The sequence below is a fragment of the Bdellovibrionales bacterium genome, assembly GCA_018266295.1.
Taxonomy (GTDB): domain Bacteria; phylum Bdellovibrionota; class Bdellovibrionia; order Bdellovibrionales; family Bdellovibrionaceae; genus JACMRP01.
In genome coordinates this window covers 32,808-59,799 of record JAFEAQ010000006.1, presented here as the reverse complement: position 1 = coordinate 59,799, position 26,992 = coordinate 32,808, and the positions used below count along the sequence as shown (strand labels likewise).

Sequence of the window (26,992 nt, the reverse complement as noted above, 5' to 3'; positions counted from 1 at the left end):
TGAGGTGAGAGATGAGACAAACGAGCTTTCAATTTATCAACAATTACAAGAAAGAATTTGGCGGAAGCCTTTTAACTGGCAAAAGAAAAACCGCTCGTCCTTTATCTTTTAAAAATCCAACTCACTTAATTTTAAAAAGCACAGGCAGTCATTGTTTTGTTCCTGATTCTCGAAAGATTGAAAGGATCATAAACTCTCAAGCAAACAAATACGGCATTAAGCTTTATAAGCTTTCTCTAAATTGGTCTCATATTCATATGGTGATGTTACTTCCATCAAAGAAAGCCTATTTAGCTTTTATTAGAACTCTTACTTCTCTTCTTGTAAGTTTACTTTCAAAGCTTAAAGGAAAATCTTTAAAAGGCCTTTTTAACCTTCGCCCCTTTACCAGGATTCTTTCCTGGGGAAGGGATTTTAGAAACGTCATTAATTACCATGAACTCAATGATATGGAAGCTCGTGGGTTTAAAAGAACAAAGAAGAAATCAAAGAACTCTACGGATAAACCTAAAACCCATGAGGAAGTAACGGAATAACTTACTACCAGCCAACCTTCTTCCTCTGATTATAGTGAACCTATAGGTTGACCATATTCAGAGGGGAGATTGTTTCCGTTCTCACACGCTAAGACTTAGCGTACACGCCCAGTCGAGGATTAAACGTCGGCCATCCATCCATGAGAACGGGGCTGTCCGACCATCGTGGTCGGCCAGGCTAAGCATAAGGGGACGGGTTTAAATATTTTAGGAGAGGGATGAGATAAGTCTCTTCATCTGCCGAAGTGTCGTACTTTGATTCTTATTGGGGCTTTGAAAGAAAACTTGTACTAAATGCCGGAAGGCCGGCCCGGATGGCCGGACTTTACTGGAGCTCGAGGATAGGTCCTCGATTCACATGGATGGAGGAAGAAGGGCGGAGCCAGTACTCTCGGCCGAGGACCTAGCACGAGCCAAAAGCAAAACCCACATCCGTGTGAAGAGATGTGGGTGAGTGCTGAATACAATTTATATAAATGATCAGTGCACGGAGTGCAGAAGATTCGAGGCTTTGCGGCCGCAGTCTTTGCAGTGGGCTACTTCTTCTACTTTGGCATCTTCTAAAGTATCGAAATAGTTGAACTCGAGTTTGCCATGACAAACATTGCAGTGATTGAGAGCATACTTCAGCTTCTCACGGCGTTGGATTTCTTGCTCTGGAATCACGTTAAAGCGAAAGATTTCCATAAAAGCCCTCCTGGCTAGAATTGGAATTTCGGCATCTGTTTCTGCTTCAGAACATCCTGTTCATCCACATCAACTTGCCACTCAGGAAACCTATCGGCTCCTCAGTGTCTTAACTTGAGACTCTCTTGGTCCAGTTTTAGGTTAACTGAGGCCGCAAGCTTGGGATAGCGCAATGCGCGAAGGTTGGGTTTTCATAGTCTTTGGTCCTGGAAAGGAATAAATTCTCCGGCATGGCAGCTGAAGAGAGTGTAACTAATTACTTTTCCTACGTGAAAAATGTGCTCGGGGTCAAAACCCTGCAGTCGGCACGTATTCGCCAAAGCCTGCTAGAGTCTGTCGAAACCGAGATCCCGACGACCACCGCGGACCTCCTCTTCTTGAACCTCAAACAAGCCAGCGATCAAAGCGTTTTTGCGTCTGAAACCTCAGAGCTTCTCGATAAGATGATCCAGGCGATGCGCCTCGGAAATCGTCAACATCTGATCTTGGAAGCAGATCTTATGGGCTCGACGGAAACCGTTAGTCAGATTCTGCAAAAGTACACAGCCAAAGTGACGACTCCTTTTGTGGTGGTCTTCTCATCAAAACCGGTCAAGCCCGGAATGCAAAACATGGGCACCGTGAAGTTCTTAGAAACTTACGGTCCGTCTTACTTGCTTCAAAATGCCAATGCGAAAAAACTCGTGTGGGCGGATCTGCAAAAAGTCATGAAGGAAATTGGTGTCGTATGAAACTCTTCGGGGTCTGCTTCGCAGTCCTGATGGGGGTGATGAGCGCTGCTCACAGTGTGAAGGCCGAGGAAAGTGCCGCGTGCACAGTGGGCGTCACAATCCGTGAAGCCATTGGGGCAGCAACACTCGATTATCTCACTCGGGCTGAAAATTTCGCCGCTGAAAAGAAATGTGGTTCGATCCTTGTTCGTATGAACACGCCGGGCGGGAGTCTGCAAAGCACGCGCCTCATCGTTGAAAGAATTCTGGCCTCAGCGGTTCCGTATCTTTGCCTTATTTCGCCCTCAGGCGGTCATGCAGGCAGTGCTGGTGCAATTATCCTGATGGCTTGCCATGTGAATGGCGGGCTCACAGCCACGAATGTGGGAGCCGCAACACCGATCCTCGGGAACGGCGGCGAGATGCCGAAAGACCTCCGCAATAAGATGGTGAATGACACTGTCAGCTGGCTTGAAGGGATTGTCACACTTCGCGGCCGCAATTTGAAGTTTGCTCAAGAGATCGTAACTGAAGCCAAAGCTGTCAGCGCGGAAGAAGCAAAGAAGTTGAAAGCTCTTGATTTCATCGCAAACAACGAGCAGGAATTCCTGCAGGCGGCGCAAGGTTATAAAACCATCCTCGGTGAAAAGAAGGAAAGCGCCGTTGAAGTCGGCACCGTCATCGAGTTCGCACCGGATCTTCGTTACCAAATTTTAAATTTCACCGCGGACCCTGAAATCGCTTATTTGCTTTTCATGGGGAGCATCGCGCTTCTGTATGCAGAGATCACTCATCCGGGACTGGTCGCGCCGGGTGTGATTGGCGGCATTGGCTTGATCCTCTCGCTGATTTCTTTTCATAAGCTCGAGGTCTTCTGGGGCGGCCTTGCGCTGATTCTCCTAGGCATCGGCTTCTTGGTGGCAGAGCTCTTTATCGCGAGCTTTGGAATCCTAGGAGTGGGCGGAGTGATCTCTTTTGTCGTTGGCAGTGTGCTTCTGTTTGACAGAGATATCACGGGTTATTCACTCCCGTGGACTCTGATTGGTGGCGTGACCCTGGTGGTTGCGGCCGTCCTCTTGGGCCTTGGTGGGTTGGCGCTTCGAACCGTGCGCCGTCGCCGTAAAGATACGGATCATGATTTAAAAACAAAAACAGTCAAAGTCGTCTCTGTGGAATCCGGTGGTCTGAAAGGCCAAGTGGAAATCCTCGGAGAAGTCTGGAGATTCAGCAGCGATCAGGAGATTCAACTCACTGATCAAGTCGAAGTGCTGAGCCGAGAAGGCCTCACGCTTCACATCAGAAAGAAGGAGTAAGCCGTGGAGTTTTTAATTTTTATATTAGTGGTTGCGATTGTGCTTCTTACTGCCACCATCAAAATCCTGCCGGAATGGGAACGTGGCGTAATCTTGCGCTTCGGTCGCTCCGTCGGCGTGCGCGGCCCTGGTTTGATCATTCTGATCCCGGGAGTTGAACGTATTCTGAAAGTGGATACTCGTACAGTCACGATGGATGTGAAGCCTCAGGACATCATCACGAAAGACAACGTTTCGATGCAGGTCAATGCGGTTGTGTACTTCAAAGTTGTAAGCCCAGAAGACGCGATCACAAAAGTTGAAGACTATTACTTCGCCACCGGCCAGCTGGCACAAACGACACTCCGATCGGTGGTCGGTCAGTATCACTTGGATGAAATCCTCGCGCATCGGGATCAAGTGAACCAAACTCTGCAAGGAATTTTGGATAAGCACACCGAAGCTTGGGGGATCAAGGTTGTGATGGTTGAAGTGAAACAGATTGACCTGCCAAAAGAGATGCAAAGAGCCATGGCGCGTGAGGCGGAGTCTGAGCGTGAACGTCGCGCGAAGGTCATTGCAGCGGAAGGGGAGTTGCAGCGTGCGCAAAAGCTTGCTGATGCGTCAAACTTAATGCAGAGCTCACCTTCGGCGATTCAGCTCGCATATCTACAGACTCTGACTGAGATTGCGGGTGACAAATCGAATACAATCGTTTTCCCGTTACCAATGGAAATTGTGAAGCCGCTGATGAAGCTCGGCGAAATGAAGAACTAGACTAGAAAAGACACGCAACCCGTACTTTAATATTAGCGTCTGACCTAGACGAAACTCATGGTGGAGTTTAACTAATGCAAGGGATTGCGTGCTTTCTGCTGGTTATTGCTTTTGGCTTTGCGCCCTCGACATGGGCGCAGCCAGAGTCCGTCCGTGTAAGAATTAAAACCGGCATCTCCCGCGTTTCTCTCTCAGGCCTGAATCTGCGCCTGATCGGTCACACTGCTAAATTTAATAAAGTCGCTATCCCGCAAACCAAGCAATTGCAAATCGCCCGTGTTTCAATCTCTGGCAAAAGCTATTGGCAAATCGCTGAAGGCGGTCCTGCAAGTTCGCAAGACGTGATGAGCGCTGAAGAGGCTTTGATGGTTCAAGGTGAAAACCTCCGTCAAGACGCCACGGAGCTGCCGAATAAAATCGTTCTTCAAGAAAGTACTGACGGGCAGATCGACGTCATCGGCGTCGTGCCGATGGAAGAGTATGTGTTCTCGGTGCTCGCGAGTGAAATGCCGCTGACCTGGCCGATGGAAACTCTGAAGGCCCAAGCGGTGGCGATTCGCTCCTACACTGAAGCGATCTTGCGAGATCGTAAGAATCGTCCGTTTCATGTGGAGTCTTCGGTGCTAGATCAGGTCTATAAGAAAATCAGCCGTCACGAAAATATGGCGTTACTTGAAAAAGCCCGCGAAGCGGTGAGACAGACCGAAGGGGTTTTCCTCGTGAAAGGCCCGCGCGTACTGAAGGCCTTCTATCATTCGGACTGTGGCGGTAAGACGGTATCGGCAGGCTCTGTGTGGGCGCAGGAAAAGGACAATGATGCGGGAGTGGCCGTGGATGAAGGCTGTCCGCTCAACCCGATGGCTCAGTGGCGCTATCGTTTGCCAAAGGAGAAATTTGCGAATCTCGTGAAGGATTTCCTCGGCGATATTCGTAGCAATAGTTTTCGCCAGATTCTTGGTTTCATGAATCTCAGAAGTACAAATTTTGAAATGCGGGATCAAGGAGATGATGTCGAATTTGTGGGGAAAGGCTTCGGGCACGGTGTTGGAATGTGCCAATGGGGAAGTCGAGCGCTGGGTCTTAAGAAGTACACCTACCAAAGGATTTTAAAGCACTATTATCCTTTGGCGAGTTTAAAAATTATTTCGGAAAACAACTAGAAATTTAAAAAAACACGAGCAGCAAATAGAGCAACGGCACCGAAAACGATCATATTGAGAGCTTTGCTTTGCATTTTGTTTCTCCTTGATTTGATAATATGAATTACTCTTCGGTTTCTACCTTTGAGAACTGTAGAGATATTGTTGAAAAAAGTAACGAGATGGTGTTTCTAAACCATTTCAAGTTGGCCCACATTGAGAGTTCCCAATCCGGCTCGTCGCCCGGAAAAGCCTCGTCTCATTCTGAGATGCTCCACGAAAACTGTCTGATTTTTTGACTCCCTGGTGACGTAAAAGGGTTTCATGCGCCCAGGTGCGTTCTCAGGGCCTTTGTCTCAATGTGATCAGACCCTTCAATAGCTCTGAAATTTTAAGGACTTACAAGTTGGCACGGCGGGTGTCCCGGTCGGCACGGCGCTCGCAAAGACCTTGTGTAAGAGGTTCCCAGTGGTTGGGGACCCATTAACACAGAGGCGATTATGAAAAACTCGAAGCTTATCTTAGTTCTGGCGACACTGGCACTCCTTGGAGTTGGCTGTGCGAAAGAAATGAAGGCATCTGATGGCAACACAATCGTTACTCCTGGTGTTGTGAATCCAACGTTCCCTACCAATGCTCCTCCGGGACAAGGTGCGGGTTCCGCAGGTGATAGCTGGGCTTACGGTAATACAGTAGCCTTCACTCCGGATTCTTTAGAGATCTTTAATACGTATGTAGGAACTCACCCATTGAACAATCCTACAAACGTTAAATTGAATGTGAACTTGATCGACGTCGGTAATGGCAAATTCGGTGGCCAAGTGAAATTGGCTTACGATGATGCCGGCCAACACTATGAAGGTTACTTCGTAGCCGGGACGGGTAAAAACGAATCCTTCCCATCGATGGGTACGAATAGAGACGTAGGTCTTTTCCATGCGGAGTATAACTACTGGTTTGCGAATAGCACGAAGTTCTCTGGCTACTTTCAAGATGCTTACGGTGCGGTTGTTTTGGTTATCGATAATGTTGTGAACCAAGGTGATGCTCAAGGTTCTGCCTACGTGTCTGGTTCACTCTGGTTTAAGAACTTTACTAAGACAATGGCTCCGCAAGGAACTGAAAGATACTGCTGGTTCATTTACGACGGCCCGTACAACTGCCGCTCGCAAACGGTGATGGATAAATCAAATGTTTACCCATCAAATAGCTACCGCAGATTGGGCACATTTACTGGATTATCAAAATCGAAAGCATTTAATCAATAATTAAGGATTTTAAGAGGCGAATATGAAAACACAAACAACGACAAAAAAATACTCAATGCTTCTGTTCTCCGCTTTAGCATCTCTTATGTTGATGACAGCGGCTTGTCAGAAGAGCGGCGGCGGAAGCAACAACAACACTCCTGTAGCTCCGATCTACCCAGGTTGCACAGTTCAACCTTGTGTTGGCGGCGCTGGCCAAGTTCCTCTTTACGGTGGAACTGCAAGTTCAATGACTGGAACACAAGTTCAATTCCAAGTGACAGGCGATAGCACTGGCGCGGGAATGGCTTCGATCACTGGTGGCGTTACTTTTAACAATTATGTTTGCAGACTTGGTCAGCCAAACTTAGCGGGACCCTTCACGATCCAAATGACTCAACAGGGTTATGTGCAATCAGATATGTTTTACGGTTCTGTGATGTTGACAGGTCCTCAAGGATCTATCCCAGCAACAATCCAAGTGATTCCGGCAAGACCACAAAACACCGGCTTATTCCGTCTTTATCTGACTCAGTGTATGGACGCTTACGGTTATAGCCCCGTTTTGATGGAAATGAACTTTTAATAGAAATTGAAATTTACTTAAGAGGCACTGGATGTGCCTCTGAAAAGAGGATGATATGAAAACACAAAAACTTTTATTCGCAGCACTGGCTTCTTTGATGTTGTTAACTACGGCTTGCGGTAAATCCGGCGGTGGTGATGAAAACTCTGGCGGCGCTGGCAGTGGTGTCAGTGAAAGCTGCTCTAACTGCACAGGTTTTGTGGCTGGTCCAACAGTCTTTACTGGTAACGTGAGCGGTGCTTCTTACAGCATCCAAGGTCTTACGGTTGTGGCAGATCAAAACAGCATCGCGACTGTGTATTCTGCAAGTCCTCGCATGACAGGTACTTACCAAGGTTTGCCAACAGGCGGAACTTTCGTAGCGAACGGATCGAACTCTTGCATTCCCAACGGTTCTTACAGCATTCAAGGTTTGCAAGTGGGTATGATCTCTCCAGACATCTCAACTCAATCGATCAGCCCGTTGTGGGTGACTTTGACAGGTCCAACAACTTTCAAAGCTCCTATGTATATTAAATTGAAAGATACAAATGGTGACGATGTCGGTGATACTGGAACAACTGTGTATCTTTGGTTCCAGTGCAATGGTGGCTGGTCCTCTGTGGGCATGACGGCTCTCTAAGATTCACAAATAAAAATTCGCTCTTTGAAAAAAGGAACCTTCGGGTTCCTTTTTTTATTATTTGTAAAGTAAAGACTGCGTAAATTGCCCAAAGAAGCGTCATTCTGAGAGAAAACATCAAGCATTTGTTGAAGTCTTCAAAGACGCAGTGCCTAAGTTCTCAGAAACTGACTTGCCTTTGTAACATAAAATCTCTTGTAATGATTTAATGGAATTGGAACTTTGGGTAGAATTTTTCGACGAACTACAGAATGTCCGCGGTCGCTCACAGAATACTGTCATGGCGTATCGCCGAGATCTTGAACTCTTTATCGAATTCAAAAAAACCAACTCCCATGTTCAAGGGTTTTATGAGTTTATGAAAAAACATAAACTCTCGACTCGTTCACAAGCCCGCGTGATCAGCAGCTTGCGCACCTACTTCCGTTTCTGCGAATCCCGCGGCATGAAGTGCCCGGAACTTCGTGAGCTCCGTCCACCAAAAGTCAAAGTGGGTTTGCCAAAAGTTCTGACACCTCAAGAGTTCCAGCAGCTCTATGATGCCGCTGAAACAAGTGACCCGGTCAAAACCGCGCGCAACCAAATGACGTTGTTATTCCTGTATGGCCTCGGCGTGCGCGTGACAGAACTTATTGGTTTGAACGTCACAGACTTTAACCCCACAGACCGTTGGATCAAAGTGTTAGGGAAGGGCAATAAAGAGCGTCTTTCTCCGATCACAGAAAAATTAGCAGAGCATTTAGTGCATTACTTGCAAGAGATCCGTCCGCAGCTAACGAAGGATTCTTCGCCAGCGATTCTGATCAATGATCGTGGTCACAGACCTTCGCGCGTGGACGTGTGGAGATGGCTTGCCTCGTGGTCGGCCAAGGCGGGCTTTCCAGAACCCGTGAACCCACACAGATTCCGCCACGCCTGCGCGACGGCCTTGCTTGAGAGCGGTGCAGACTTGCGCTCCATCCAAATGCTATTGGGCCACGCCAGCATTCAGACGACGCAGATCTATACCAATGTCACGACTCGCACGATGGCCAACACCATTGATGAGCATCATCCGCTGTCGCATCTGCGCGATGTTGAGAAGTAAGCAAGGCTCCTCGGTTTATCGTAAACCTAAAGGTTGACCATAATCAGAGGGAACTCAAAACAGAAAAAGCATTTAAAAAGAGGCCCTGAAAAAGGGCCTTTAGTTTTTTAAGAGAGCGAAGTCACAAGCGCTTGAGTGGCTTCGGCGTCCAGATTCGGATTCTGGGTGAGCTCGCTAGCAAAAACCCGTTGAGCCGTGCGATTCACAAGAAGATGCATCGAAAGACTCACAGCAATCAGCAATAGCAAGCCGATAACGCTGAAGATGCCGAGACCACCAATGAGCATATAACTGCGCATCGCTTTGCGAGTGTCGTCTTTGGCGGTTCGTTCGCCGAGGGGCTGAAACCCATCCGAAGAAAGGCTCCAAAACATCCCCACCTTCGCCAGATTTAAATTCAAAGTCTTAAACTGCGGCGACTTCGCTTTCTGAACTACAGACCGCACATTCCAAAAAGTAATCGGAAGGGAAATCAAAAAACAAGTAGCCCAAACCCCGGCAATAATTTCGATCATGATAAAATCGTAATTTATAGCCCATCAGGTTTCAATAATTTCAGAAATACAAGTCCAGGGACAGACGTTTGAATCTTTAGGACGGCCATCAAGCTCCGCGGATTCTCAATAGGTAGTCAATTATACAGAGTGAAGTGGAAGTTTTGCGAATATAATCCGGATATGGAGCGAGTAAAATTCAAAATATTTTGCGAGCTTAAAAAATTTCAACGCCGCCAAATATTTTTAAAGCCCAATGCAATCTATGCTCCCAAGACATTTTCCGCAGCTTTTGGTTGGTCTATAAATTCACAAATTAAAATATTGAAACCGGCGAAAAAAATCCCGCGGAGTTGGGGTTTGACGAGGTTTAAACTCGGCTGTTAGTGATCTCCGAAACAACAAACGGAGGATCTTTAATGAAATTACCTATCGCTTTAATCGTATCTGCTTTTGCTTTTTCTGCCCACGCTCTTGAGAGCAACTACGGCACTTTGTCGAGACAGGGCGGCCAACAAGTGTGCACGTATACAAACGACGGAGGCACAAAATACATGAAACGCGCCTCTTTCGAACTCGAAGGCGCCCATGGCTCAACATACACATTCGAAACGATCGTAAATAAAGTAGTAGCAAACGGCGAAACAATCACAGCAACATCTTCAGCCCCTGCATTCTACAAAGGCTGGTATTGCAAATTCCTAAGCACAAACGTAGCAGCCCCAGGAGCCCCAGCTCCAAACTAGTATTAAAACCAAAACCAACAAATCCAAAAAGATCGCAGGATAACTCCCAGTTTCCTGCGATTTTTTTTGCGTAGAGCCTCATCGCGAAGTGATGGGCAAGAAGACCGGAGAATGGATAATAGACAATAGACGAAATTTTGCTGCTCGTCTTCGGATGCGTTTCTTCTATTTTCGATTTTCAATTATCTATTTTCTAATTTTGCGGCAGCAAAATTTGGAGGTGGTGACCGGACTTGAACCGATGTACGAGCTTTTGCAGAGCTCTGCCTAACCCCTCGGCCACACCACCATTGGGTCAAAAGAGAACCCAAACTAATGGTTTCTGGGCTCTGAGTCAACTAATCCCAACGTTTCAACTTCTCAAAAGGCTTCCATGTGATGTTCAAAGCCAGGTCAAAATGGCGCCCTTGAACATTTTCCACCCTTTCTAAGTCCGCAAAACTCCTCGCAACACGAAGCGTTGCTTGGTAGCGGCGGTGCGAACCGAGGTCTCGGTTCATCATGTGCTCAAAAAAGAAGCTATCCCACTCGCCCTCAAGCTCCGCAATCGGGCGGCGCGAGTTCGGGGTGTTGTTGCGGCCGCGCTCTCTCATCCAAGCCCGGGCTTCACTGACCTGTGCGAGGATTTCATCGCCGCGAATAAGACCATGAGTGGCCGGATCGCCGGCGCGACGACGTTGCAGTTGCGAGAAGTGCAGGATCTCAAAGCGGTCAATCACAGGTCCCGACAATCTCTGCGAATAAGACTGGCAGCGATGTTTCGAAAACCGGCACGAAGGTTTATTTCCTGGAGTGAAATCACCACAAGGGCAGAGGTTCGTGGTCGCCACCACTTGAGCCATCGCCGGATATTTCACTGCACGTGTGCCGCGGGATAGGCGCAGGGCCCCTTCCTCCATCGGCTCGCGCAGAGTTTCTTGGACTTTTGGATCGAATTCCAAAAGTTCATCTAAAATCAAAAGTCCCCGATGAGCCCGGCTTAACTCGCCGGGCTTCGGGGGAACGCCCCCACCAATCAAGGCTAGAGGGGTGCTTGAATGGTGAGGGTGAATCACAGGCCTCCATAAACTGTCTCCATCATGGAGGTCCTTGTTGATTTTCTTAATCTCGAGGATCTCTTCAGGACGGGGCTCAGACATCAAAGCCGGCAGGGCTTTTGCCATGGTGGTCTTTCCCGAGCCGGAGGGGCCCGCCAACAACAACGAATGGCCTCCGAGGGCTACCACGGATAAAACCTTGGCCTGTTCTTCAGTGTAATAAAAATCCAATCCTTCTTGGGGGCGCTCGACCTTCAGAGTTTTCATCTCGGGAGGATGAAATACGGGCTGTGCCAGGTTTTTTAATTCATGCACCACTCTTCGTGGAAACGGACAGCAGAGCGAGCTCAATGTTCCCGTCAAAACATGACACTCTTCGCTGCCTTCAAAATCGCTTGCCAGGTCTTCGGGCTCAAAGACGTCGCCGCTGAGGCCGAGTTCGCCGTAGATGTAGAATTTTTCCGGCAGAGGCGGCGGCGGAACTTCGCCGGTTTCCCAAAGAATACCGGCTGCGACCGCAAGCTCGAGTCCGCGCGAAGATTTCTTTAAGTGATTGGGACGAATATTCACGAACACTTGCTGTGCGCGTGGAAATTCAAAGCCCTGCTGGCGGATGGCGCTCTTAATCCGGTGAATGCTTTCTTTGATAATCTGATCGGGCAGGCCGAGGAATTGAATCGTCGGCAAACCCGGTAAAAGAGTGATCTCGATTTCAACCGGCACCAGTGAATTGTTCTCACGAACGAGGGATTTTAGTTTCATGCCGATGCTTAGAGCAAAGACAGCGCCAGTTTCAAATCCCCCATAGGGCCCAGCCAAGGACGCCCGGAACGAGGATCCGGACGGCCTTTGTCGGTTTTCGGACTCGCAGCGGGACTCTAGTTAACTTTCCGCACGGGCATGGACTAGCTTTGGTTCACGATGCATCGGTCGGCGATTGGATTGGCGCAGGCTAGGGCGCACACTTTTACGTTTATGATCAAGGCGCACGGGCCGGCCGGTCTCTGCGGATTCGTAGATGGCTTCGATCACGCGAACGTCCAGCAGGCCTTCTTCAGCAGAAGGTTCGGGCTCGCGGTTTTTCAAAATACAATCTGAGAAGTATTTGAGCTCGGGCCCGAACTGATCGTGTTTTTTAAATTGATGGATCTTTTTTTTCTCATTCTTCGTGATTGTCATTTTCATGTCTTCGGCGTAGTCGTAGGCATTTTCTAAGTTTACATGTCCCTTTGAGCCGAAGATGTCAAAAACCGCGCAGGACTCAGCCCCGTAGCTGATAGCAAACGTTGCCAGCCGCTTTTTCGGAAAGCGCAAGCTGACGGTCATCATCTCTTCGACTTCACGGAAACGGGAATCTGAGCCGGAGGCTTTCATTGCAAAGACTTCGATCGGCTCATCTTGAAAGAGATAACGAGAAGCATTTAAGCAGTAAATGCCGATATCCCACATTGGACCGCCACCCATTTGCTTTTTGAGGCGGATGTTGGTGCGGTCTTTAATCTGATTGGTAAAGGAAGAGACAAACAAGCGAGGGTCGCCGATTTTTTTTGATTTAACGATGTTGACCACTTCGAGATTTGCCGGCTCAAAGTGCAAGCGGTAGGCTGTCATGAATTTAATTTTGTGAGTGCGCGCGGCACGGAGTATCTTTACGCATTCTTCTTCTGTTGTGGCCAGGGGCTTTTCAGAAAGAACATGCACTCCGTAGCGTGCAGCAAGAATGGCAAATTCTGTATGCATTACATTCGGGGTTGAAATATAAACTGCATCCACCAGATCTTGCGCAAGCATTTCTTCAAATTGGGCGTAGTGAAATAAGTGAGGTACCTTGTATCGTTTTCCAAGAACGTCGAGTTTCTTTTGATCGCCTGAAACCAAGGCGACAAGTTCTGAGTTGCTGCGGGCATTTTTAAAAGCGGGAATCATCGCCACTTGAGCAATGTGTCCGAGCCCAACGACGGCGTAACGAATTTTTTTATTCATGGTGCGCTCCTTGCGTCTTTTAGTGGAGACTCTTTGAGTCGGTGATGTGGGAGTTATTCATTTCTCCTTGGGTTTTTGTTTTTCCGATGTGGTGACCGAGAAGCTCACCCTCTTGATCCGGAGCATGGTTGAGGCCCTCATGTTCTGATGAGTGCTCAAGGCGGGTTCCTCGGCTTTGACCTTGATAACCGCTTCTTTCACTTTCTTTATCGGCTACCCGAGGCATGAAGAATTCCATGATGGAGGCCATCTTCGAAGGCAGACCGACGTAGATATCGCGCTTTGGCTTTTCGGCGCACTCAAGAATAGCTTTGGCAACGAAGTCCGGATGCAAGGTCGGATCGGGGAGTGAGGGTTCGCCGTTGCGAAGATGATTGACGGCATGGTCGGGAAATGGCGTATTGATCGCTGTCGGACGAATGAGGCTCACGGCAATCGGAACGCCATCATGTTCAAGTTCCATACGAAGTGCGTCTGTATAAGCTTTGATGGCATGTTTGGTGGCGGCGTACATGCCTTGCAATGGAATGGAGCGGTCTGAAACTTCACTGCCAAGATTGATGATGACGCCGCCGCGGTCGCGCATCGATGCCACAGCGACGTGACAGCCGTTACGAATACTCCAGAAATTCATTTCAAAAAGTGCGCGTTCTTCTTGCTCGGGAATCTCCAAGAGCGGTCCATAGATCGAGCCGCCGGCATTATTCACCCACGTGTCGATGGGTCCAAAGGCGGCAACCGCTTGAACCGCAAGACTTTCAAGATCTGCGTATCTCGTGACGTCAGCTCTTACGGGAAGGACGTTGCCTCCACGAGAGTTCAGTTTTTCAGCGATCCGCTCGAGGTCTTCGAAGTTGCGCGAAGAGATAACAACACGAGCCCGTTTTTTTGCCGCCATTTCTGCAGTGGCAAGTCCTATGCCACTCGAAGCGCCGGTGATCACGATGGTTTGCTGATTCAGGGGTTTAAACTTTTCTCCGACTTTGGCCATACGAACTCCTTCCATAGAACGAAATTGGAAAACAAATAGAAACAAATCGAAAAGAAAAGCCCGCAATTTTCATGCGGGCTTTTGGCTGAAGCAAGAACTAGTGTCTTGCGCGGGAACTAGAGCGGCCACCGCGGCGTGGGCCACGACGGGAAGAAGAAGTGTGCTCTTCATCTTCGTCAATGTCTTCATCGTGGGCTCCAGAGCGAAGAGCTTCTTGGTAAGCTTCCGTATCATCGCTTTCGTCCCAGTCACGGCCTTCACGCATGCCGTAACCTCTTCTGGAACCCATACGTGTTTCATCAGAGTTGTAATCTTCATTGTCATCGCGATAGCCGCGGCCTTCGTCTCTGCGGAACTCATCACGATAATCGCCTTCAGCTTGGCCAAAGTTGCGGCCATAGTCTTGACGTTCTTGCCCGTAACCACCGCGAGAGGGACGGTTGAATTGGCTACGGTCTTGTTCAAAGTTTTGACCGCCATATTGTTGTTGGTCTGAACCATAGCGTTGACTTCCGCCATAGCGTCCGCCTCGCTGTGAGTCGCTCTCGTAGTCTTCGCTGTAACCGCGACCTTGTCGAGGGCTCATTTCGCGGTAGTCATCGCCGCGGTATGATTGAGATTGATCCCTGTCAGAACGATCGTTGCGATTCATTCTTGAAGATGAATCTCTGTTTTGCATAGAGCTGCCATAAGAGTCATCAGAACGGGAGCTGCTAGCGCGCCTTGTTCCGGAGTAAGATCCTCCGCGAGATGAAGAAGCAGAGCGCCCTTCTTTGTGTGAACCACGGGACGAGCTGCTTTTTGACTTCGTTGTCATTGTTTCCTCCTTATAGGAATGTTGAGCCTAGAGGATTGGTTGGCGTTATCGTGTTAGTTGGGATGTTGTGTGACGAAGCTCCTACAATCCAATGACAAAATAAAAAAGGCCGGAGTCCCACACGACTCCGGCCCTGACTTCTACGGGATCTTTGCTTATGCAAGTTTTAGTTGGCGCGATGTTGACCACTTCATCACTCTGTCGAGGGAATCTTTGAAAGCCTGTTCCAAGGCCATGAAAGGACTTTTCGCCGCGGTCTCGAGTGCAAAGCGCAACTCTTGCGAAGCCACGGTGATGGCGACGAGATAATTATCTCCCTTTTGGTCCACGGACATTTGAATACTGTTGTCCGAAGGAGCCAGAGCGGCCAGTCGTTCCAGGGCATTAAAGCAAGTTTTCATAAATTTCTCGCTGCCAGGAATATTGGTCACATCTGTTTTAAGTTCGATATTATTCATCATGCAATTTCTCCTTTGCGAATAGTGAGGTTTTTCAAAACCTCTTTCCCCATACGTGGGGTGATGGGCTTTTCTAAATAGTAAGGCCCACCGCCTTGTAGATTGCTCATGGTACTCATAAGGGCGTCGAAGTTTTTTGTCGTGAGACCGCTCACGAAGACAAAGTTATACGCCGCTTCGCCATACCGGTTCCAGAGGTCAATTCCAGTGTCTCTTCCTTCGAGGAAAATATCTGAAATAACCAGATTATACGGGCTGTTATTTTGGTAGGCATGCCGCAGAAGAGCCTCAGCCCCGGCTTCCGTGGTCTCCCAGTCAATCTCCACATCCGAATAAGCAGACTTTAGAATGCTTTCCCAGAGTGGCCATTGAATTCTATCGTCTTCGACTACCAGCACTTTTACCGGTTTTGGCATTTCGTAAAGTAACGATAACGCCATATTGCTGTGATCGTCCGTCAACGTGTTCATGGTCACCTCCTTATACCTAAAGTTAGGATGACCCACGAATATTGTTTTTTATCTAATTTCATTTGAAGATTTCTTAATTCGCTGCTTAAATGCCCGAATTATGGCGAAAATTTTGTGTGTCGAAGATAGTACGGAATTCTACCTTTACTTGACTTCAGTCCTGCGTGATCATGTTTTGATACAAGCGGAGTCTCTGAATGATGCATTCAAGCTTTTGCAAAACGGCAGAGAGAGCTTCGATATGGTTCTCCTCGATATTTCTTTGCCAGATGGCAATGGAATGAAAGCCTTGCCAGGATTGAAAGAGGCCTTCTCTTCGAAAATGGTTCCTATAATTATCCTCAGTTCTGACAACGATGTGATCAGCAAAGTCGCGGCGTTTGGTATTGGTGCTGATGACTACGTTTCAAAACCTTTTGATGCGAGTGAGTTCCGCGCCCGTATCGAGGCGCGCCTGCGTTTTGCTCGCACGTTGCAAGATAATATGAATCAGATCAAAATCGGTGATCTCTATATTGATTCAAATAATATGTCCGTCGAGATCCAGAACGCACAGGTGGGCCGCGAGACGGTTCAATTGACGCCGTATGAATTCAAGATTCTGAAAATCGTTTCTTCACGCCCAGGCCAGGTATTCACTCGGGATCAGCTTTTGGATCAAGTATGGGGCCTCGGTAAGCATGTCACTCAGAGAACTGTGGATGCTCATGTGAGCCATTTGAGAAGAAAGATCTCGAATAGCTCAGTGAGCATCGAAACCGTTTTGAGCGTTGGCTACAAGGCGGAAGTTAGAGGTAACTCTTAAACTGCGGAAAGCTTTCTTTGATATGTGCTAAGAGAGCTTCACCTTCACGCAAATAATGTGTCAGTTCATCCAAGTGCGCCTGAATATCCGGAAGCGCCTTCACGTCGCGATTGAGTTTCCGCGACTTCGCACCAAACTCTTTAAAGCCAATGAGTTCTGCTGAGCCTGTCATTTTATGGCAAGCTTGCCAGATCGAGTCCGAGTTTTCCTGTGTAATGCCATTTTTTATCGCAGTGAGGCTTTCCTGAACGCCGATTTCAAAGCGAGCTAAAATCCGGAGTGCGACTACGGGGCCTGTGTCCTCAATGAGCTGAATAAACGCGGCACTGTCAAAATGAGGAAGCCGTTTCAGGGCTTCAGTCACTTGGATGAGGTCTTTTTCTTCATTCGTCACGTCGTTTTTCCTTCATGTCTCAATAAATAGGGAGCAGATGTGACAAAACAGTAACATCCTGTCTCAATATTCACTTTAAAATGGATTGAAGAAACCTTCAAATGCAATTAACTTCACTCCAAAAGCCCCCAGTAACAATGGGTTATGCGATTTGCCAATATGACTACGAAGAAAATACAGAAAATACTGAAATTTGGTTTAGTCAGGTTCCGCCGTTTGGTTTTATGGATCCCGATGTTGGCTTTGATTTGTGGCACGGCCATTTCGGTTTATGTCTACGATAACCTCCGTGAACGCGAACAACAGATCCTCAAAACCGACTCGATTCAGCGCTATAAAGAGATGATTAATCAGCTCGATTTGCTGTTCTCAAACAGCATTCTGCGGATCCAGTCTTATGAAGACTATTTGGGCTCGCGGCCACGAGCCTACAAGGCCGATGCGATGTTTATGCGCCAGGCTTTGGAGTACACGATCTTCCAACGTTTCACTATTTTTGAATACACTCACCGTAATGAGAAGGGGAGTAACTACCCTGAGATGCGTCTTTTGGTGCGACTTGATACGAAGGACTCGGTTTTAGATCCTTTGCCGTCATCTTATAAGACCATCCGTTCAGAGATTGTGAAAGATGCCGTCAAGCGCATGATGGATGGCAATTCTATGCAAAAAGCCGTTTTGCATAATTACTCCGAAGTGCCGCGCGTTTCTTTTATTATGCGTTCGCGAGGCAATAAAGATATTTTTTATATCTTTACGGCTCCGCTCTCGGGCGTGTTTGCTAAGACCGATCTTCGCCCTGGAGAAAGCCTCGATATTACCGATTCTGAAACCGGCAACACGTGGCGGGTGGAAGCGCAAAGTGGGGGACATAAAGTCGTGAAGCCGGGGACGGCGGCAAGTGCGGCGGGAGTGGGCGAAGGCTATCACCACTATCTTTATGTCGAAGGCTTGCCGCAATCGGGGATGAAGCTGAATTTTGCTTTTAACTTCAAAGAACCAAAGCGTGAGTTGTCTCCGTCGTTGATTGCGGGTTTGATGAGTTTCTTTATCACCTTGCTGATTTCATATTTGTTCTTGGTTCTGGTTCGGCAAACTAGTTTAGTGACGAAACTCGTTATTGAAAAAACGACGGATCTTGAAAAGGCCCATCACGAACTACAAGAGGTCTTACTTGGGAAAACACGCTTTTTAGGAAATATTTCTCACGAGATTCGCACGCCATTGAATTTAATTCTGGGGATGATCGATCTTTGTGAGGAAGAGGACAAAGACAAGAAAATCACTGAATACCTAAGAAGTATGCGTGCTTCGGGGAATCATTTGCTGTCGATGATTGAGGACCTACTGGATCTTGCCAAGGCTGACAGTAATGATCTGCAAATTCATCTTAAGAAGTTCAATCTGATCCAGTTCTTGGACGAAACTGCCAGAATTGCCGGTCAGGATATCATGAAGAAGAATCTGCGTTTTTATACGAACTTTGCAGCGGATTTGCCATCGAGCATTCAGTGTGACCCAAGTCGTTTGCGCCAGATTCTGATGAACCTTTTGCGGAATGCCTGCAAGTACACCAACGAAGGAAATATTACTTTCCGTGTCTCGCGCATGGGGGGAGCCGGCTCGCGCACAACATTGCGCTTTGAAGTTGAAGATACCGGCGTCGGGATTCCGGAAGATAAACTCGGGAAAGTCTTTGATGCCTTTTTTCAAGTGGAAGGATCCTATGTACTTTCTGAAGGTGGTGTTGGGTTAGGCCTTGCGATCGTCAAAGAGCTTGTGCGTAAACTTGGCGGACGTCTGACAGTGCAATCGAAAGCGAAAAAAGGTTCTAACTTTACTGTGGATCTTGATGTTGAAAGTCTTGAATCTGCGGCATGGCTTCCGGTCTTTAAGCCGGCGGACGATCTGCCGGTGGAGCTGATGGTGATTTCTAATAACAGCGCTTGGCGGGAGTCTTTAAATCTTCTTTCTGGCCATCCGCAAATTCATTTAAACTATGTTGCTCCTGAAGAAGCGAAAAATTACATCAAGACTCATCCACAAAAGGAGCCCCGCTGGATTTTAGTGGACGCAACTCTTGAAGGCTTCTCGATGACATTGGTTAAACATGATGCCAAAGTCGGACGCGTGATCATTGCCGGGCACAGAAAAAGTCTCTTAGACGCAGCCGCGGACCCGCAGATTTCCATTATTGATAATTCACCGCTCTTGGTGAGTGACGTTCTTGGTGCTATCGGATTTACAAACCGGCCGAAAAAGCGCGGCGATAAAAAAGAAACCACTGCTTCTGCTGTAGCGCCAGAGGCCGGCGGGATTTCTGCAGCGGCGGTGGCGAAACCGGTGGTGCCTGCGGGATTCATGCAGAAGCCGATTTCTTTGATCGTGGCTGACGATGATATCGGCAATAAAGAACTTTACATGGCGTACTTTGAGAAAACCCCTTGGCATATCGAATTTGCGATGAATGGAAAAGAAGCTTGGGATTTATATCTCAATAAGCCCTCGGATCTTTTAGTGCTGGATTTGCGAATGCCGGTGATGGATGGCTTTGAGGTCGTCGAAAAAGTGCGTGAGTACGAGCAGCAAAATCATCTGCCATCAAAGCCCATTTTGTTAGTGACAGCCGATGCGTTGGATACCACGGCGGAAAAGGCGCTCTCGTTACCGAAAGTGTCTTTTCTGACAAAGCCGATTAAGAAATCGGTTTTGTTTGCCTCGATCGAAAAAGTTCTAACTTAGTTTCTTATAACAAAGGCAAGAAGTGACGTGATCATTCACCATGCCGACTGCTTGCATATGTGCGTAGAGGACCGTAGAACCCAAGAATTTAAAACCACGTTTTTTCATGTCTTTTGCAAGGGCATCTGAGATCTCTGTGGTCGCCGGGATCGTGCCGGGTTTCCTTTTATTCTGGATTGGCTTGTGATCAACAAAGGCCCACATGTATTTTGCAAAACTGCCGAATTCTTTTTGGATTTCTAAAAATCTTTGGGCGTTGTTAATTGCCGCGCGGATTTTGAGATTGTTGCGGATGATGCCTTCGTTCTGTAGCAAGGCCGCAATTTTCTTTTCGTTGAAGCGTGCGACTTTCTTTGGATCAAAGCCGGCGAAGGCTTTGCGATAGTTTTCTCGCTTTCTTAAAATTGTTATCCAGCTAAGACCTGCTTGCGCCGACTCCAGGACCAGGAACTCAAAAAGCTTTTGATCGTCGTGAACGGGCACGCCCCATTCCGTATCGTGATACTTCACGTAGAGAGGATCCGTTCCAGCCCAACTGCAGCGGGGTTGGATCTTTACCTTTGGTTTTTCTTTTGTCGACGTCTTTGCCATTAAAGAACTCCTTCGTGTTTAAAGACTTAATCACAGTTTTTCCACAAAATCACGCGTTGATGCTCCCAAAAATATGATGAGAAAGTCTATGGCGGGATGAAAGAATCCCGATAAAGCTGCTTTTTCTTTGACCACTTCGGTCCTTCGCTTGGTATGACTGGGGGTATGAGAACACACATCAGTCTTCTTGCGATTGTTTTATTTTTATCTCTTCATGCTTTGGCTCTAGACGTGCGCTCGACCGTTTTTGGTGATGTCTCAGGCTCAGCAGGTAAATATCAAACAACGCAGTTTTTGGGTATTCCTTATGCGGCTCCTCCGGTGGGGCCACTGCGCTGGAAAGCTCCGCGCGACCCTCAGCCATGGCCAGGAGTGCTGAATGCTCATCAGTTAAAGCCAGCCTGCATGCAAAAAGGCAACTTCTTTGCCAACGTGCCTTCGAGTCAGTTTGGTCAGCCGGTCGGTGATGAGGATTGTCTTTATCTGAATGTTTGGGCTCCGCAAGATCAGTCTTACAAGCGCCCGGTGGTGTTCTGGATTCATGGCGGATCAAATTTTAAAGGCACTTCTCGCGATCCAATGTATGACGGCGCATTCATGGCGGCTCATGACGATGTGATTTTTGTAAGCCTCAATTATCGCATGGGACTTTTTGGAGCCTTCACACATCCGGCTTTTCAAAAAGTTGGTAGTAAAGGTGATCGCTCCGGCAACTTTACGACGCTGGATCTGATTCAGGGGCTTGAGTGGGTGAAGAAGAATATATCTCAATTCGGTGGCGACCCGAAGAATGTCACCATCATGGGGCACAGTGCGGGTTGCATGAACGTGTGGGGGCTGATGCAGTCGCCTCTGGCGAATAATCTGTTTCATAAAGCGGTTTGTTCTGCGGGTCTTCCGAATGCGTATCCTAAGGTCATTGCCGAGCAGCGCTCAGCGGATTTCATGGCGCAATTAGTGGTGAACGCGGGGCTTGCAGCAGATAAAAGTGCGGCGAGTGATTTTTTAGGCAAACAAACCGACACTTGGATTCGCAAGTTCATGTACGAGCGCACGGCAAGTGAACTGGTTGAAGCGCAGGATTACATGGTTCCTTATCAGCACATCGCTGATGGATATGTTTTGCCAAATGGTCTTGAGGGCGTTGTCTTTGGCGCTTACAACCAGGTGCCGCTGATGATGGGCTCAACTGATGACGAGGGAACATATCTGGTTGGCGGTAAGATGCTAAAACCCGATGAGAAGCAACTCTGGGAGATGATTCAGAACTCACGCAATCTGGATTTGAAAGTCGACGATCTCATCAACACCAGTTACACCGAGTTTAAAGCGGCAACGACAGCGGGCAGCGAAAGCCTGTGGTTGACTCTACATAATGGCTATCTGTGGATGAGCCTGACTCGCAATAATGTCTACTACTACACCTTTAAATGGAAAGAGACTCCGTCCCCATGGCGCGAAGTTTTCGGTGCGGTCCATGGCATGGATGCGATTTTCTATTTAGGTAATTTCGTCACTCAGGAAGAGAGCTTTTCTCGCTTTGCCTGGACGCCGGACAATCTTTCTTCCCGCGAGCGTCTCAGAAAACAAATGTCGACTTACTTTAAGGGCTTTTTCTGGGAAGGCGATCCAAACGCCTATATCGCAAACGGCGATCCACGCTGGGACCATTCGATCGATTTCCAATAGTCCATGAAGAGCCGCCGGCGTCTTTGGCGCCGGCGATGTGCGACTAGTGGTTCTTTTTCATAATCACAACGGAATTAGGTTCGCTCACTAAGATCAGCTCGCGATCCGGACCAAACGTGATCCCCTCGTATTGAGGTGCCACCGTTGGCAGTTTCAAAGATCCGATCTCTTCACCGGTGCGGCTAAATTCCATCACCTTGGATGATTCGTGGCTCAGCAAAAACAAATGATCTGACTCTGTGTCAAAGGTGCAGTCAGAGAGGTCACTCATTTTTAAGAACAAAGCTTTGTCGGCGTTGAAGAGTTCTTTCACGCCAAGAACTTTCGGCGAGGTCACGTCGGCATCACTTGCTGGAAACTCGAAGGTGTAGACCTTCTTTGGGCTTGCTTCTTGGACGGTATAGAAAGTTCCGCGACCGCCATTTTTTGACGGCGCAAGACAGACGCCTTCAAGGCCTTTATTTTTTTTGCTGGGCGGAGGCAGAGTAAAGTCTTGGACGTCTTCGCGGGCAGAGTTGAGATCAAGCACGGTGTCGCCGGGACGAATCGTGAAGATGTGAATGTGATTGTCTTCGGAACTGATCGCGAAACGATCGCGGCCTAAATAAAAAATTCCTTCCGTGTCATCGTCCTTCAGGTTTTTCATTTCAATAACGCGCAATTGCTTTTTTAAACTGCGATCGTATTCAAAAAGTTTCCCGTAATTATTTTGCACCATAAAGTAGGTGCCGGTGTCATAGTTGTACGTAATACCTGAAAGATTCCCACCAATTTCCGGGAGCAGTATCACTTCGTCCACTTTCGAGTAATTTGCAAGTTCACCGATGTTGCGGCTCATCCCGAGCGCGTTCGCACTTATCATTGTGAAACTTAGCAGTGAAAATACAGTCACATTTGAAATAAAATTCTTCATCGTTGCTCCTTGGCTCTCAGATAGAAACTTTCTGATTTCTCTGTGTTGTCGAAGGTGCTTGCAAAACTCCGACCAATTTCCAAAAAAATCTTTGAGTGTTCCGTTTCGGAAGAGTCATTGTGACTCTGAAACACTTGGCCCGCTCATTGCTTTATTGAAGAAGCATAAACACAAAACAAGGAGAAAACACCATGAACGTTTTGAAGAATTTAGTAAAAGTAGTTTCCGTAACTGCAACACTTGCATTTGCTGGGAGCGCTTATGCCCAAGTATGGGGTGGAATCAATGATGGCCGCGGTGGCGGGCAGTGGGGCGGAGCGCAGCCGCAAGCAAGTTGGCAACAAGTTGATGAAGTTCATTTCACGGATGGTGAAACAGCTATAGCTATTAGAAATTGTCAAAATGCGCGCTTGGCAGATCGTCGTTGCAATGACCAAAACTATCAATGCAGTCCGTGCTCTGAAATCAAACACTCGGATCACTCAAGCTACATCGTTTACCAGTTGGTTGGTGGCGGTGGTGGCTGGAACCCAGGTCCAGGTCGTCCGGGCCCGGGTCGTCCTCCAGGAGGCGGTGGCGGTTGGAATCCAGGCCCTGGCCACGGTGGAGCTCCAGTGCGCGACTTTATCCAGACTTATCACTTCTATGATAAGAAGACGGCAGTGGCGAAGCAAAAATGTGACTGGCAACGCAACAGCATGCCTGAGTGCCGCTCAAGCAACTACGAGTGCACGCCTTGCACAATCGAGAGCCACACAGATCACTCTCAATTTGATTTGTACAGAATCAGCTATCAGTAAGAATTTTTCTTAGTTGAAAATAAAAAGCCCGGTGATGAACCGGGCTTTTGAATTACTCACAGCGACGTGAATCAAGTTCTGCAAGTATCTGCTTGCAAGCGCTGGACAATGAGCGTCTTTCTTTGAGGTTGCCAATGAATGCTGGCACGCCGACATAAGTGTTTACCTCAGCAGCAATTTGGTGTTGAGAAACGCCGCCATCTTGTTCAAGAAGCTCATATTGCACGGCTGCTTTAGTAACAGATATTTTTCCAATATCCCCATCCACAGAATATACATCGCGTACTTTTGACTTCACGCAAGTGCCAAACCACTGCACGCAGGGCGGGGCTTTCGCAAAGCTTGAAAGTGTCATCAGACTTACAGATAGAAACATGAATGCTGAATTTTTAATTTGCATAAGATCTCCTTGGTTATCGTCTATGATTGTCCAAAGATTTTTACAGCAATGCCTCTAGTAACGAAAGGGCTTTAGGATCAGAGTGAATCTGTTTCCAGACCCCGCATTTTTTGCTCTAAATAAGAGCACGAGTGAGCACGGCGCAGCCACTATATTTTCTGCATAAAAGGCCGTCATGCCTCCGAGTGTCTTGGAAACAAATCGGTGTCTATGAACTAGACAGCTATCGCGCACTTCCGCGTGCGATACCCAGGCGATCTTCGTAAGCGTTGACAACTTTTACGAAGGCAGGACGTGCTTCGCAGCGCTCGCGGAATTTCTGAATGTTTGGATACTTGCTAAGAACTTCATTCTTGCGAATTTCGCGCAGCACGCCGGTAAAAATAATATCAGCGACCGTGAACTCATTGCCAGTAAGAAATGGCTGATTTTTTAGCATGTCATCAATCGTCGGGAAGAAGCGCGCCAAAATATCAATATGCCAAGGGCGCAATGCTTTCAAATGAGGATTCGAGTCGCCTTGAAGATCGGCGAAAAGAATCGGCAGAGTGAAGGGCTCAATATTATTGAGCGAAGTAATCAGCCAGCGATAGACCTGCGCACGGGCCTGCAGGTCTTTAGGAATCAGTTTGCCGGACTTTTCAGCGAGGTAAAGCAGGATCGCGCCGGATTCAGTCAGTATATACCCATTATCGTCGATTGTCGGAACCTGCTTGAAAGGATTCACCATCCCATAGGCCGTGTCATCTTGAAGACCATTGGGTCCGCAGTCGAGACCGATGGTTTCATACGAAATTCCGCACTCTTCCAGGGTCCACATTACGCGGAGGTCCCGCGTGTAACCCCAAAGGAAGGGCGGCAGTGATTTAAAAACGTAAACTTTCATATCGTAGATCCTTCGACAAAATGAACTTTAGATTAAAGAGTACTGGGACTTCGGATTCTAATGAAGTGATTTTTATCATTGGACCAGGATTTTTATTTGTCACGATCGCGACCCGCGCACCGCCCCTGCGGCGGTAGGAGGACTCGCGTTTTGTATAGGGTTGGGTCTATTTTCTTTGCTCGCGGTCTGTTTCAAAAAGCAAACGTAGGAAAAATATTGATTTTATGTTTGACAGGAAAATGCGGTGATTACGATCGCGATCCTGGCGTTTTATCAGAGGGGATGAGGTCCTTCTCAAAAAGCGTGAGAAGACTTCTAATTGAGGCGCTTATAGCTTTTATATTTTATTCTGTGCGAAGGTCTTTGAGTGAAATCAAGCCGGCAAAATCGCTGAAAAATCGGTTTTAAAACCCGTGGTAGATTCTTTTTGTCTTTGATGAAAGCGAAAGACAGGAGGCTCTCATGACGCCATTGGAACTGCACAATCAACTCACATATTTGGTGAAAACTGAAAGAAAAATCACGCACGAGGTGCTTTTGTGCATTCAGCGGATGGACTCCGACAGGGCTTATGCCGAGCTTGGATTTTCGAGTCTGTTTGATTATTTGGTGCAGGGGCAGAAATATTCCGAGGGCTCAGCGCAGAGAAGAATATCAGCAGCGCGTTTAATTAAAGAAATTCCGGGGACGGCAGAGAAGATTCAAGAGGGAAAGATCAATCTGACCCAATTGGCGAAACTTTCAGTCGCGGTGAAGCAGGAGCAAAAGGTCACGGGCGCGAAAGTTTCAACGGCGGTGAAGAAAGAGCTTCTCTTGCAGATGGAAAGTAAAAACGGTTTTGAAACAGACCGGCTTTTGGGGAAAGAGTTGCATTTTGGGGGACAGCCTCTGGAGAAAGTCATTCCGCGGAATGAAGAAGTATTTTTGAATCTTAAACTCACGCAGGAGCAGTACGAGAAACTCGAAAAGGCCCAGGCTCTTCTCAGCCATGCGCAACATGATGCTGGGTTTGCGAAGGTGATTGAGGTACTATGCGACAAGCTGATTCAGAAGAAAGAAACGCCAAAAATCACCGCCGCTGCGGCGGTAGAAGCTGCCTGCGTGAACGAAGGCAAAAGTTCGGTACGTGTGCATATTCCAGAAAATATAAGAAGGCGTGTGTTTCAAAAGGCTGAACATTGCTGCGAGTACCAGAGTCATCTTACGGGGAGGAAGTGCGGTTCGCGCTATCAGTTACAAATCGATCACGTGAAGCCCCTTGCCAAGGGCGGCACCAACGAATTTAAAAACCTGCGAGTCTTATGTCGAGCCCACAATTTGGCGGAAGCCCGAAGATGGGGATTGATTCAATAAAGGAAATTAAAAAAAGCCTGCGCGTTTCTGGGCAGGCTTTGGGTTGAAAACAAGGTTTAGTTCAAATTAAAGTTTCAAAGTCATCGTCAAGTCTACTAGATATTGCCCGTCGCGAAGTTTGAGTCCATACGGCTCTCGGCCGGTTGCTTGAAACCCCAGTTTTTTATAAAGTGCGATTGCGGATTTATTTTCTTCTGAAACAGTTAAATTAATAACATCAATCTGTGGATGCGATCGAACCCACTCAATAAGAGTTGTAAGAAGAAGGTTGCCCACGCCATTGCCCTGCCATGACGGACTAACGACCATTCCGAATGATCCCTTGTGTTTTGTTTTCATACTCTTGCCAGTTTGAAAATCCAGCATGCCGATTAGTTGATCGCCACACTCAGCAATAAGCCAAAGATCATTTTCGCTATCCTCTAGGCGTTTAATACGCGCGTTTTGTTGTTCTTTTGGAATTGCGGAGAACTCTTCGGAAGTAGCTACTAGGTAGTCAGTGGTACTGAACACACTAACACCGAGAACATGCATTTTTTCCGCATCTGCAATTGTCGCATGCCTTACGATGATGGTGTCGCCGGACTTTGACTTCAGGTTCTTTGAACTAATTTTGGCCATAAAATTAAGATACTTTAAATAGCGAGAAATACCAGTTCTAAAACCAAATATTTTTAGTCATATTTTGATCTAGTTCACACTGACCTGCTGACCACGGCAACATTGCAGACAAGTGACTT

The 26,992-nt window shown here is 47.6% G+C and carries 29 protein-coding genes and 1 tRNA gene; 15 read left to right on the top strand and 15 right to left on the bottom strand.

The genetic code is table 11. The features are described from left to right. Positions 1-11 precede the first annotated feature (11 nt). Positions 12-536 (top strand): hypothetical protein, encoded by a 525-nt coding sequence (locus JSU04_04515; GenBank protein MBS1969541.1) that lies wholly within the window; start codon positions 12-14, stop codon positions 534-536. 480 nt (positions 537-1,016) lie between these two features. On the opposite strand, the gene JSU04_04510 is transcribed toward JSU04_04515, so the two are convergent. Continuing rightward, positions 1,017-1,223, bottom strand: a complete 207-nt coding sequence (locus tag JSU04_04510; GenBank protein ID MBS1969540.1) for a hypothetical protein — start codon at positions 1,221-1,223, stop codon at positions 1,017-1,019. 230 nt (positions 1,224-1,453) lie between these two features. Here JSU04_04510 and JSU04_04505 point away from each other — a divergent pair, with 230 nt between their 5' ends. The 8 genes from JSU04_04505 to JSU04_04470 all read left to right on the top strand — a co-directional run bounded on the left by JSU04_04505 (position 1,454) and on the right by JSU04_04470 (position 8,683). After that, the gene (locus JSU04_04505; GenBank protein ID MBS1969539.1) at positions 1,454-1,954 is read left to right on the top strand and encodes a hypothetical protein; all 501 of its coding nucleotides are present in this window, start codon (positions 1,454-1,456) and stop codon (positions 1,952-1,954) included. Continuing rightward, entirely contained in the window at positions 1,951-3,246 is a 1,296-nt protein-coding gene (locus tag JSU04_04500; GenBank protein MBS1969538.1) for a nodulation protein NfeD, read from the top strand. The genes JSU04_04505 and JSU04_04500 overlap by 4 nt, the downstream gene beginning before the upstream one ends. Before the next feature lie 3 nt (positions 3,247-3,249). After that, complete coding sequence (locus JSU04_04495; protein MBS1969537.1) at positions 3,250-4,002, top strand: slipin family protein; 753 nt, start codon at positions 3,250-3,252, stop codon at positions 4,000-4,002. A 74-nt stretch (positions 4,003-4,076) separates the two neighbouring features. Next, a complete protein-coding gene (locus JSU04_04490) occupies positions 4,077-5,162 on the top strand; it encodes a SpoIID/LytB domain-containing protein (protein MBS1969536.1) in 1,086 nt (361 codons plus the stop codon). Positions 5,163-5,641: 479 nt separating this feature from the next. Further along, positions 5,642-6,409, top strand: a complete 768-nt coding sequence (locus JSU04_04485) for a hypothetical protein (protein MBS1969535.1) — start codon at positions 5,642-5,644, stop codon at positions 6,407-6,409. Between the two features lie 22 nt (positions 6,410-6,431). After that, positions 6,432-6,974 (top strand): hypothetical protein, encoded by a 543-nt coding sequence (locus JSU04_04480; GenBank protein ID MBS1969534.1) that lies wholly within the window; start codon positions 6,432-6,434, stop codon positions 6,972-6,974. A gap of 55 nt (positions 6,975-7,029) precedes the next feature. Continuing rightward, on the top strand, positions 7,030-7,596 hold the full coding sequence (locus JSU04_04475) for a hypothetical protein (GenBank protein MBS1969533.1): 567 nt from the start codon (positions 7,030-7,032) through the stop codon (positions 7,594-7,596). A 208-nt stretch (positions 7,597-7,804) separates the two neighbouring features. Then, positions 7,805-8,683 (top strand): tyrosine-type recombinase/integrase, encoded by an 879-nt coding sequence (locus JSU04_04470; protein ID MBS1969532.1) that lies wholly within the window; start codon positions 7,805-7,807, stop codon positions 8,681-8,683. 107 nt (positions 8,684-8,790) lie between these two features. On the opposite strand, the gene JSU04_04465 is transcribed toward JSU04_04470, so the two are convergent. Further along, entirely contained in the window at positions 8,791-9,198 is a 408-nt protein-coding gene (locus JSU04_04465; protein ID MBS1969531.1) for a hypothetical protein, read from the bottom strand. A 398-nt stretch (positions 9,199-9,596) separates the two neighbouring features. On the opposite strand from JSU04_04465, the gene JSU04_04460 reads away from it, so the two are divergent. Further along, positions 9,597-9,923, top strand: coding sequence for a hypothetical protein (locus JSU04_04460; GenBank protein ID MBS1969530.1), 327 nt, complete (start codon positions 9,597-9,599; stop codon positions 9,921-9,923). A 215-nt stretch (positions 9,924-10,138) separates the two neighbouring features. Here the strand turns inward: JSU04_04460 and JSU04_04455 are convergent. From JSU04_04455 to JSU04_04425, 7 genes are all read right to left on the bottom strand, one after another. Beyond that, positions 10,139-10,212: transfer RNA gene (locus JSU04_04455), tRNA-Cys, on the bottom strand. A 49-nt stretch (positions 10,213-10,261) separates the two neighbouring features. Next, positions 10,262-11,722 carry an ATP-binding protein gene (locus JSU04_04450; GenBank protein MBS1969529.1) on the bottom strand — a complete coding sequence of 487 codons (1,461 nt, stop codon included), beginning with the start codon at positions 11,720-11,722 and terminating at the stop codon, positions 10,262-10,264. Positions 11,723-11,842: 120 nt separating this feature from the next. Further along, on the bottom strand, positions 11,843-12,943 hold the full coding sequence (locus JSU04_04445; GenBank protein MBS1969528.1) for a Gfo/Idh/MocA family oxidoreductase: 1,101 nt from the start codon (positions 12,941-12,943) through the stop codon (positions 11,843-11,845). Positions 12,944-12,962: 19 nt separating this feature from the next. Next, positions 12,963-13,934, bottom strand: coding sequence for an SDR family NAD(P)-dependent oxidoreductase (locus JSU04_04440; GenBank protein ID MBS1969527.1), 972 nt, complete (start codon positions 13,932-13,934; stop codon positions 12,963-12,965). 97 nt (positions 13,935-14,031) lie between these two features. Continuing rightward, positions 14,032-14,751, bottom strand: coding sequence for a hypothetical protein (locus tag JSU04_04435; protein ID MBS1969526.1), 720 nt, complete (start codon positions 14,749-14,751; stop codon positions 14,032-14,034). A 155-nt stretch (positions 14,752-14,906) separates the two neighbouring features. Beyond that, the gene (locus JSU04_04430) at positions 14,907-15,212 is read right to left on the bottom strand and encodes a hypothetical protein (GenBank protein MBS1969525.1); all 306 of its coding nucleotides are present in this window, start codon (positions 15,210-15,212) and stop codon (positions 14,907-14,909) included. Next, positions 15,209-15,679, bottom strand: a complete 471-nt coding sequence (locus JSU04_04425) for a response regulator (protein MBS1969524.1) — start codon at positions 15,677-15,679, stop codon at positions 15,209-15,211. Before JSU04_04425 ends, JSU04_04430 begins: the two co-directional genes overlap by 4 nt. Before the next feature lie 100 nt (positions 15,680-15,779). Here JSU04_04425 and JSU04_04420 point away from each other — a divergent pair, with 100 nt between their 5' ends. After that, on the top strand, positions 15,780-16,484 hold the full coding sequence (locus JSU04_04420; GenBank protein ID MBS1969523.1) for a response regulator transcription factor: 705 nt from the start codon (positions 15,780-15,782) through the stop codon (positions 16,482-16,484). Here JSU04_04420 and JSU04_04415 read toward each other — a convergent pair. Continuing rightward, the gene (locus JSU04_04415; protein MBS1969522.1) at positions 16,468-16,878 is read right to left on the bottom strand and encodes an Hpt domain-containing protein; all 411 of its coding nucleotides are present in this window, start codon (positions 16,876-16,878) and stop codon (positions 16,468-16,470) included. The two genes, JSU04_04420 and JSU04_04415, sit on opposite strands and share 17 nt — an antisense overlap. Positions 16,879-17,094: 216 nt before the next feature. On the opposite strand from JSU04_04415, the gene JSU04_04410 reads away from it, so the two are divergent. Beyond that, the gene (locus tag JSU04_04410) at positions 17,095-19,620 is read left to right on the top strand and encodes a response regulator (protein MBS1969521.1); all 2,526 of its coding nucleotides are present in this window, start codon (positions 17,095-17,097) and stop codon (positions 19,618-19,620) included. On the opposite strand, the gene JSU04_04405 is transcribed toward JSU04_04410, so the two are convergent. After that, a complete protein-coding gene (locus JSU04_04405; protein ID MBS1969520.1) occupies positions 19,612-20,211 on the bottom strand; it encodes a DNA-3-methyladenine glycosylase I in 600 nt (199 codons plus the stop codon). The two genes, JSU04_04410 and JSU04_04405, sit on opposite strands and share 9 nt — an antisense overlap. 165 nt (positions 20,212-20,376) lie before the next feature. Between JSU04_04405 and JSU04_04400 the strand changes: the two genes are divergently transcribed. Further along, positions 20,377-21,900: a carboxylesterase family protein gene (locus JSU04_04400; GenBank protein ID MBS1969519.1), complete on the top strand. Its 1,524-nt coding sequence runs from the start codon at positions 20,377-20,379 to the stop codon at positions 21,898-21,900. A gap of 43 nt (positions 21,901-21,943) precedes the next feature. Here the strand turns inward: JSU04_04400 and JSU04_04395 are convergent, their stop codons facing one another. Then, positions 21,944-22,672: an SdiA-regulated domain-containing protein gene (locus JSU04_04395; protein ID MBS1969518.1), complete on the bottom strand. Its 729-nt coding sequence runs from the start codon at positions 22,670-22,672 to the stop codon at positions 21,944-21,946. A gap of 332 nt (positions 22,673-23,004) precedes the next feature. Between JSU04_04395 and JSU04_04390 the strand changes: the two genes are divergently transcribed. Continuing rightward, positions 23,005-23,613: a hypothetical protein gene (locus JSU04_04390; protein MBS1969517.1), complete on the top strand. Its 609-nt coding sequence runs from the start codon at positions 23,005-23,007 to the stop codon at positions 23,611-23,613. Positions 23,614-23,665: 52 nt separating this feature from the next. Here JSU04_04390 and JSU04_04385 read toward each other — a convergent pair whose 3' ends face one another. Both JSU04_04385 and JSU04_04380 read right to left on the bottom strand, forming a co-directional pair. Continuing rightward, positions 23,666-24,013 (bottom strand): hypothetical protein, encoded by a 348-nt coding sequence (locus JSU04_04385; GenBank protein ID MBS1969516.1) that lies wholly within the window; start codon positions 24,011-24,013, stop codon positions 23,666-23,668. A 223-nt stretch (positions 24,014-24,236) separates the two neighbouring features. Beyond that, positions 24,237-24,899 carry a glutathione S-transferase family protein gene (locus JSU04_04380; GenBank protein MBS1969515.1) on the bottom strand — a complete coding sequence of 221 codons (663 nt, stop codon included), beginning with the start codon at positions 24,897-24,899 and terminating at the stop codon, positions 24,237-24,239. A 462-nt stretch (positions 24,900-25,361) separates the two neighbouring features. Between JSU04_04380 and JSU04_04375 the strand changes: the two genes are divergently transcribed. After that, a complete protein-coding gene (locus tag JSU04_04375) occupies positions 25,362-26,252 on the top strand; it encodes an HNH endonuclease (GenBank protein ID MBS1969514.1) in 891 nt (296 codons plus the stop codon). Between the two features lie 66 nt (positions 26,253-26,318). Here the strand turns inward: JSU04_04375 and JSU04_04370 are convergent, their stop codons facing one another. Continuing rightward, positions 26,319-26,873, bottom strand: a complete 555-nt coding sequence (locus JSU04_04370) for a GNAT family N-acetyltransferase (protein ID MBS1969513.1) — start codon at positions 26,871-26,873, stop codon at positions 26,319-26,321. Positions 26,874-26,992: the final 119 nt, after the last annotated feature.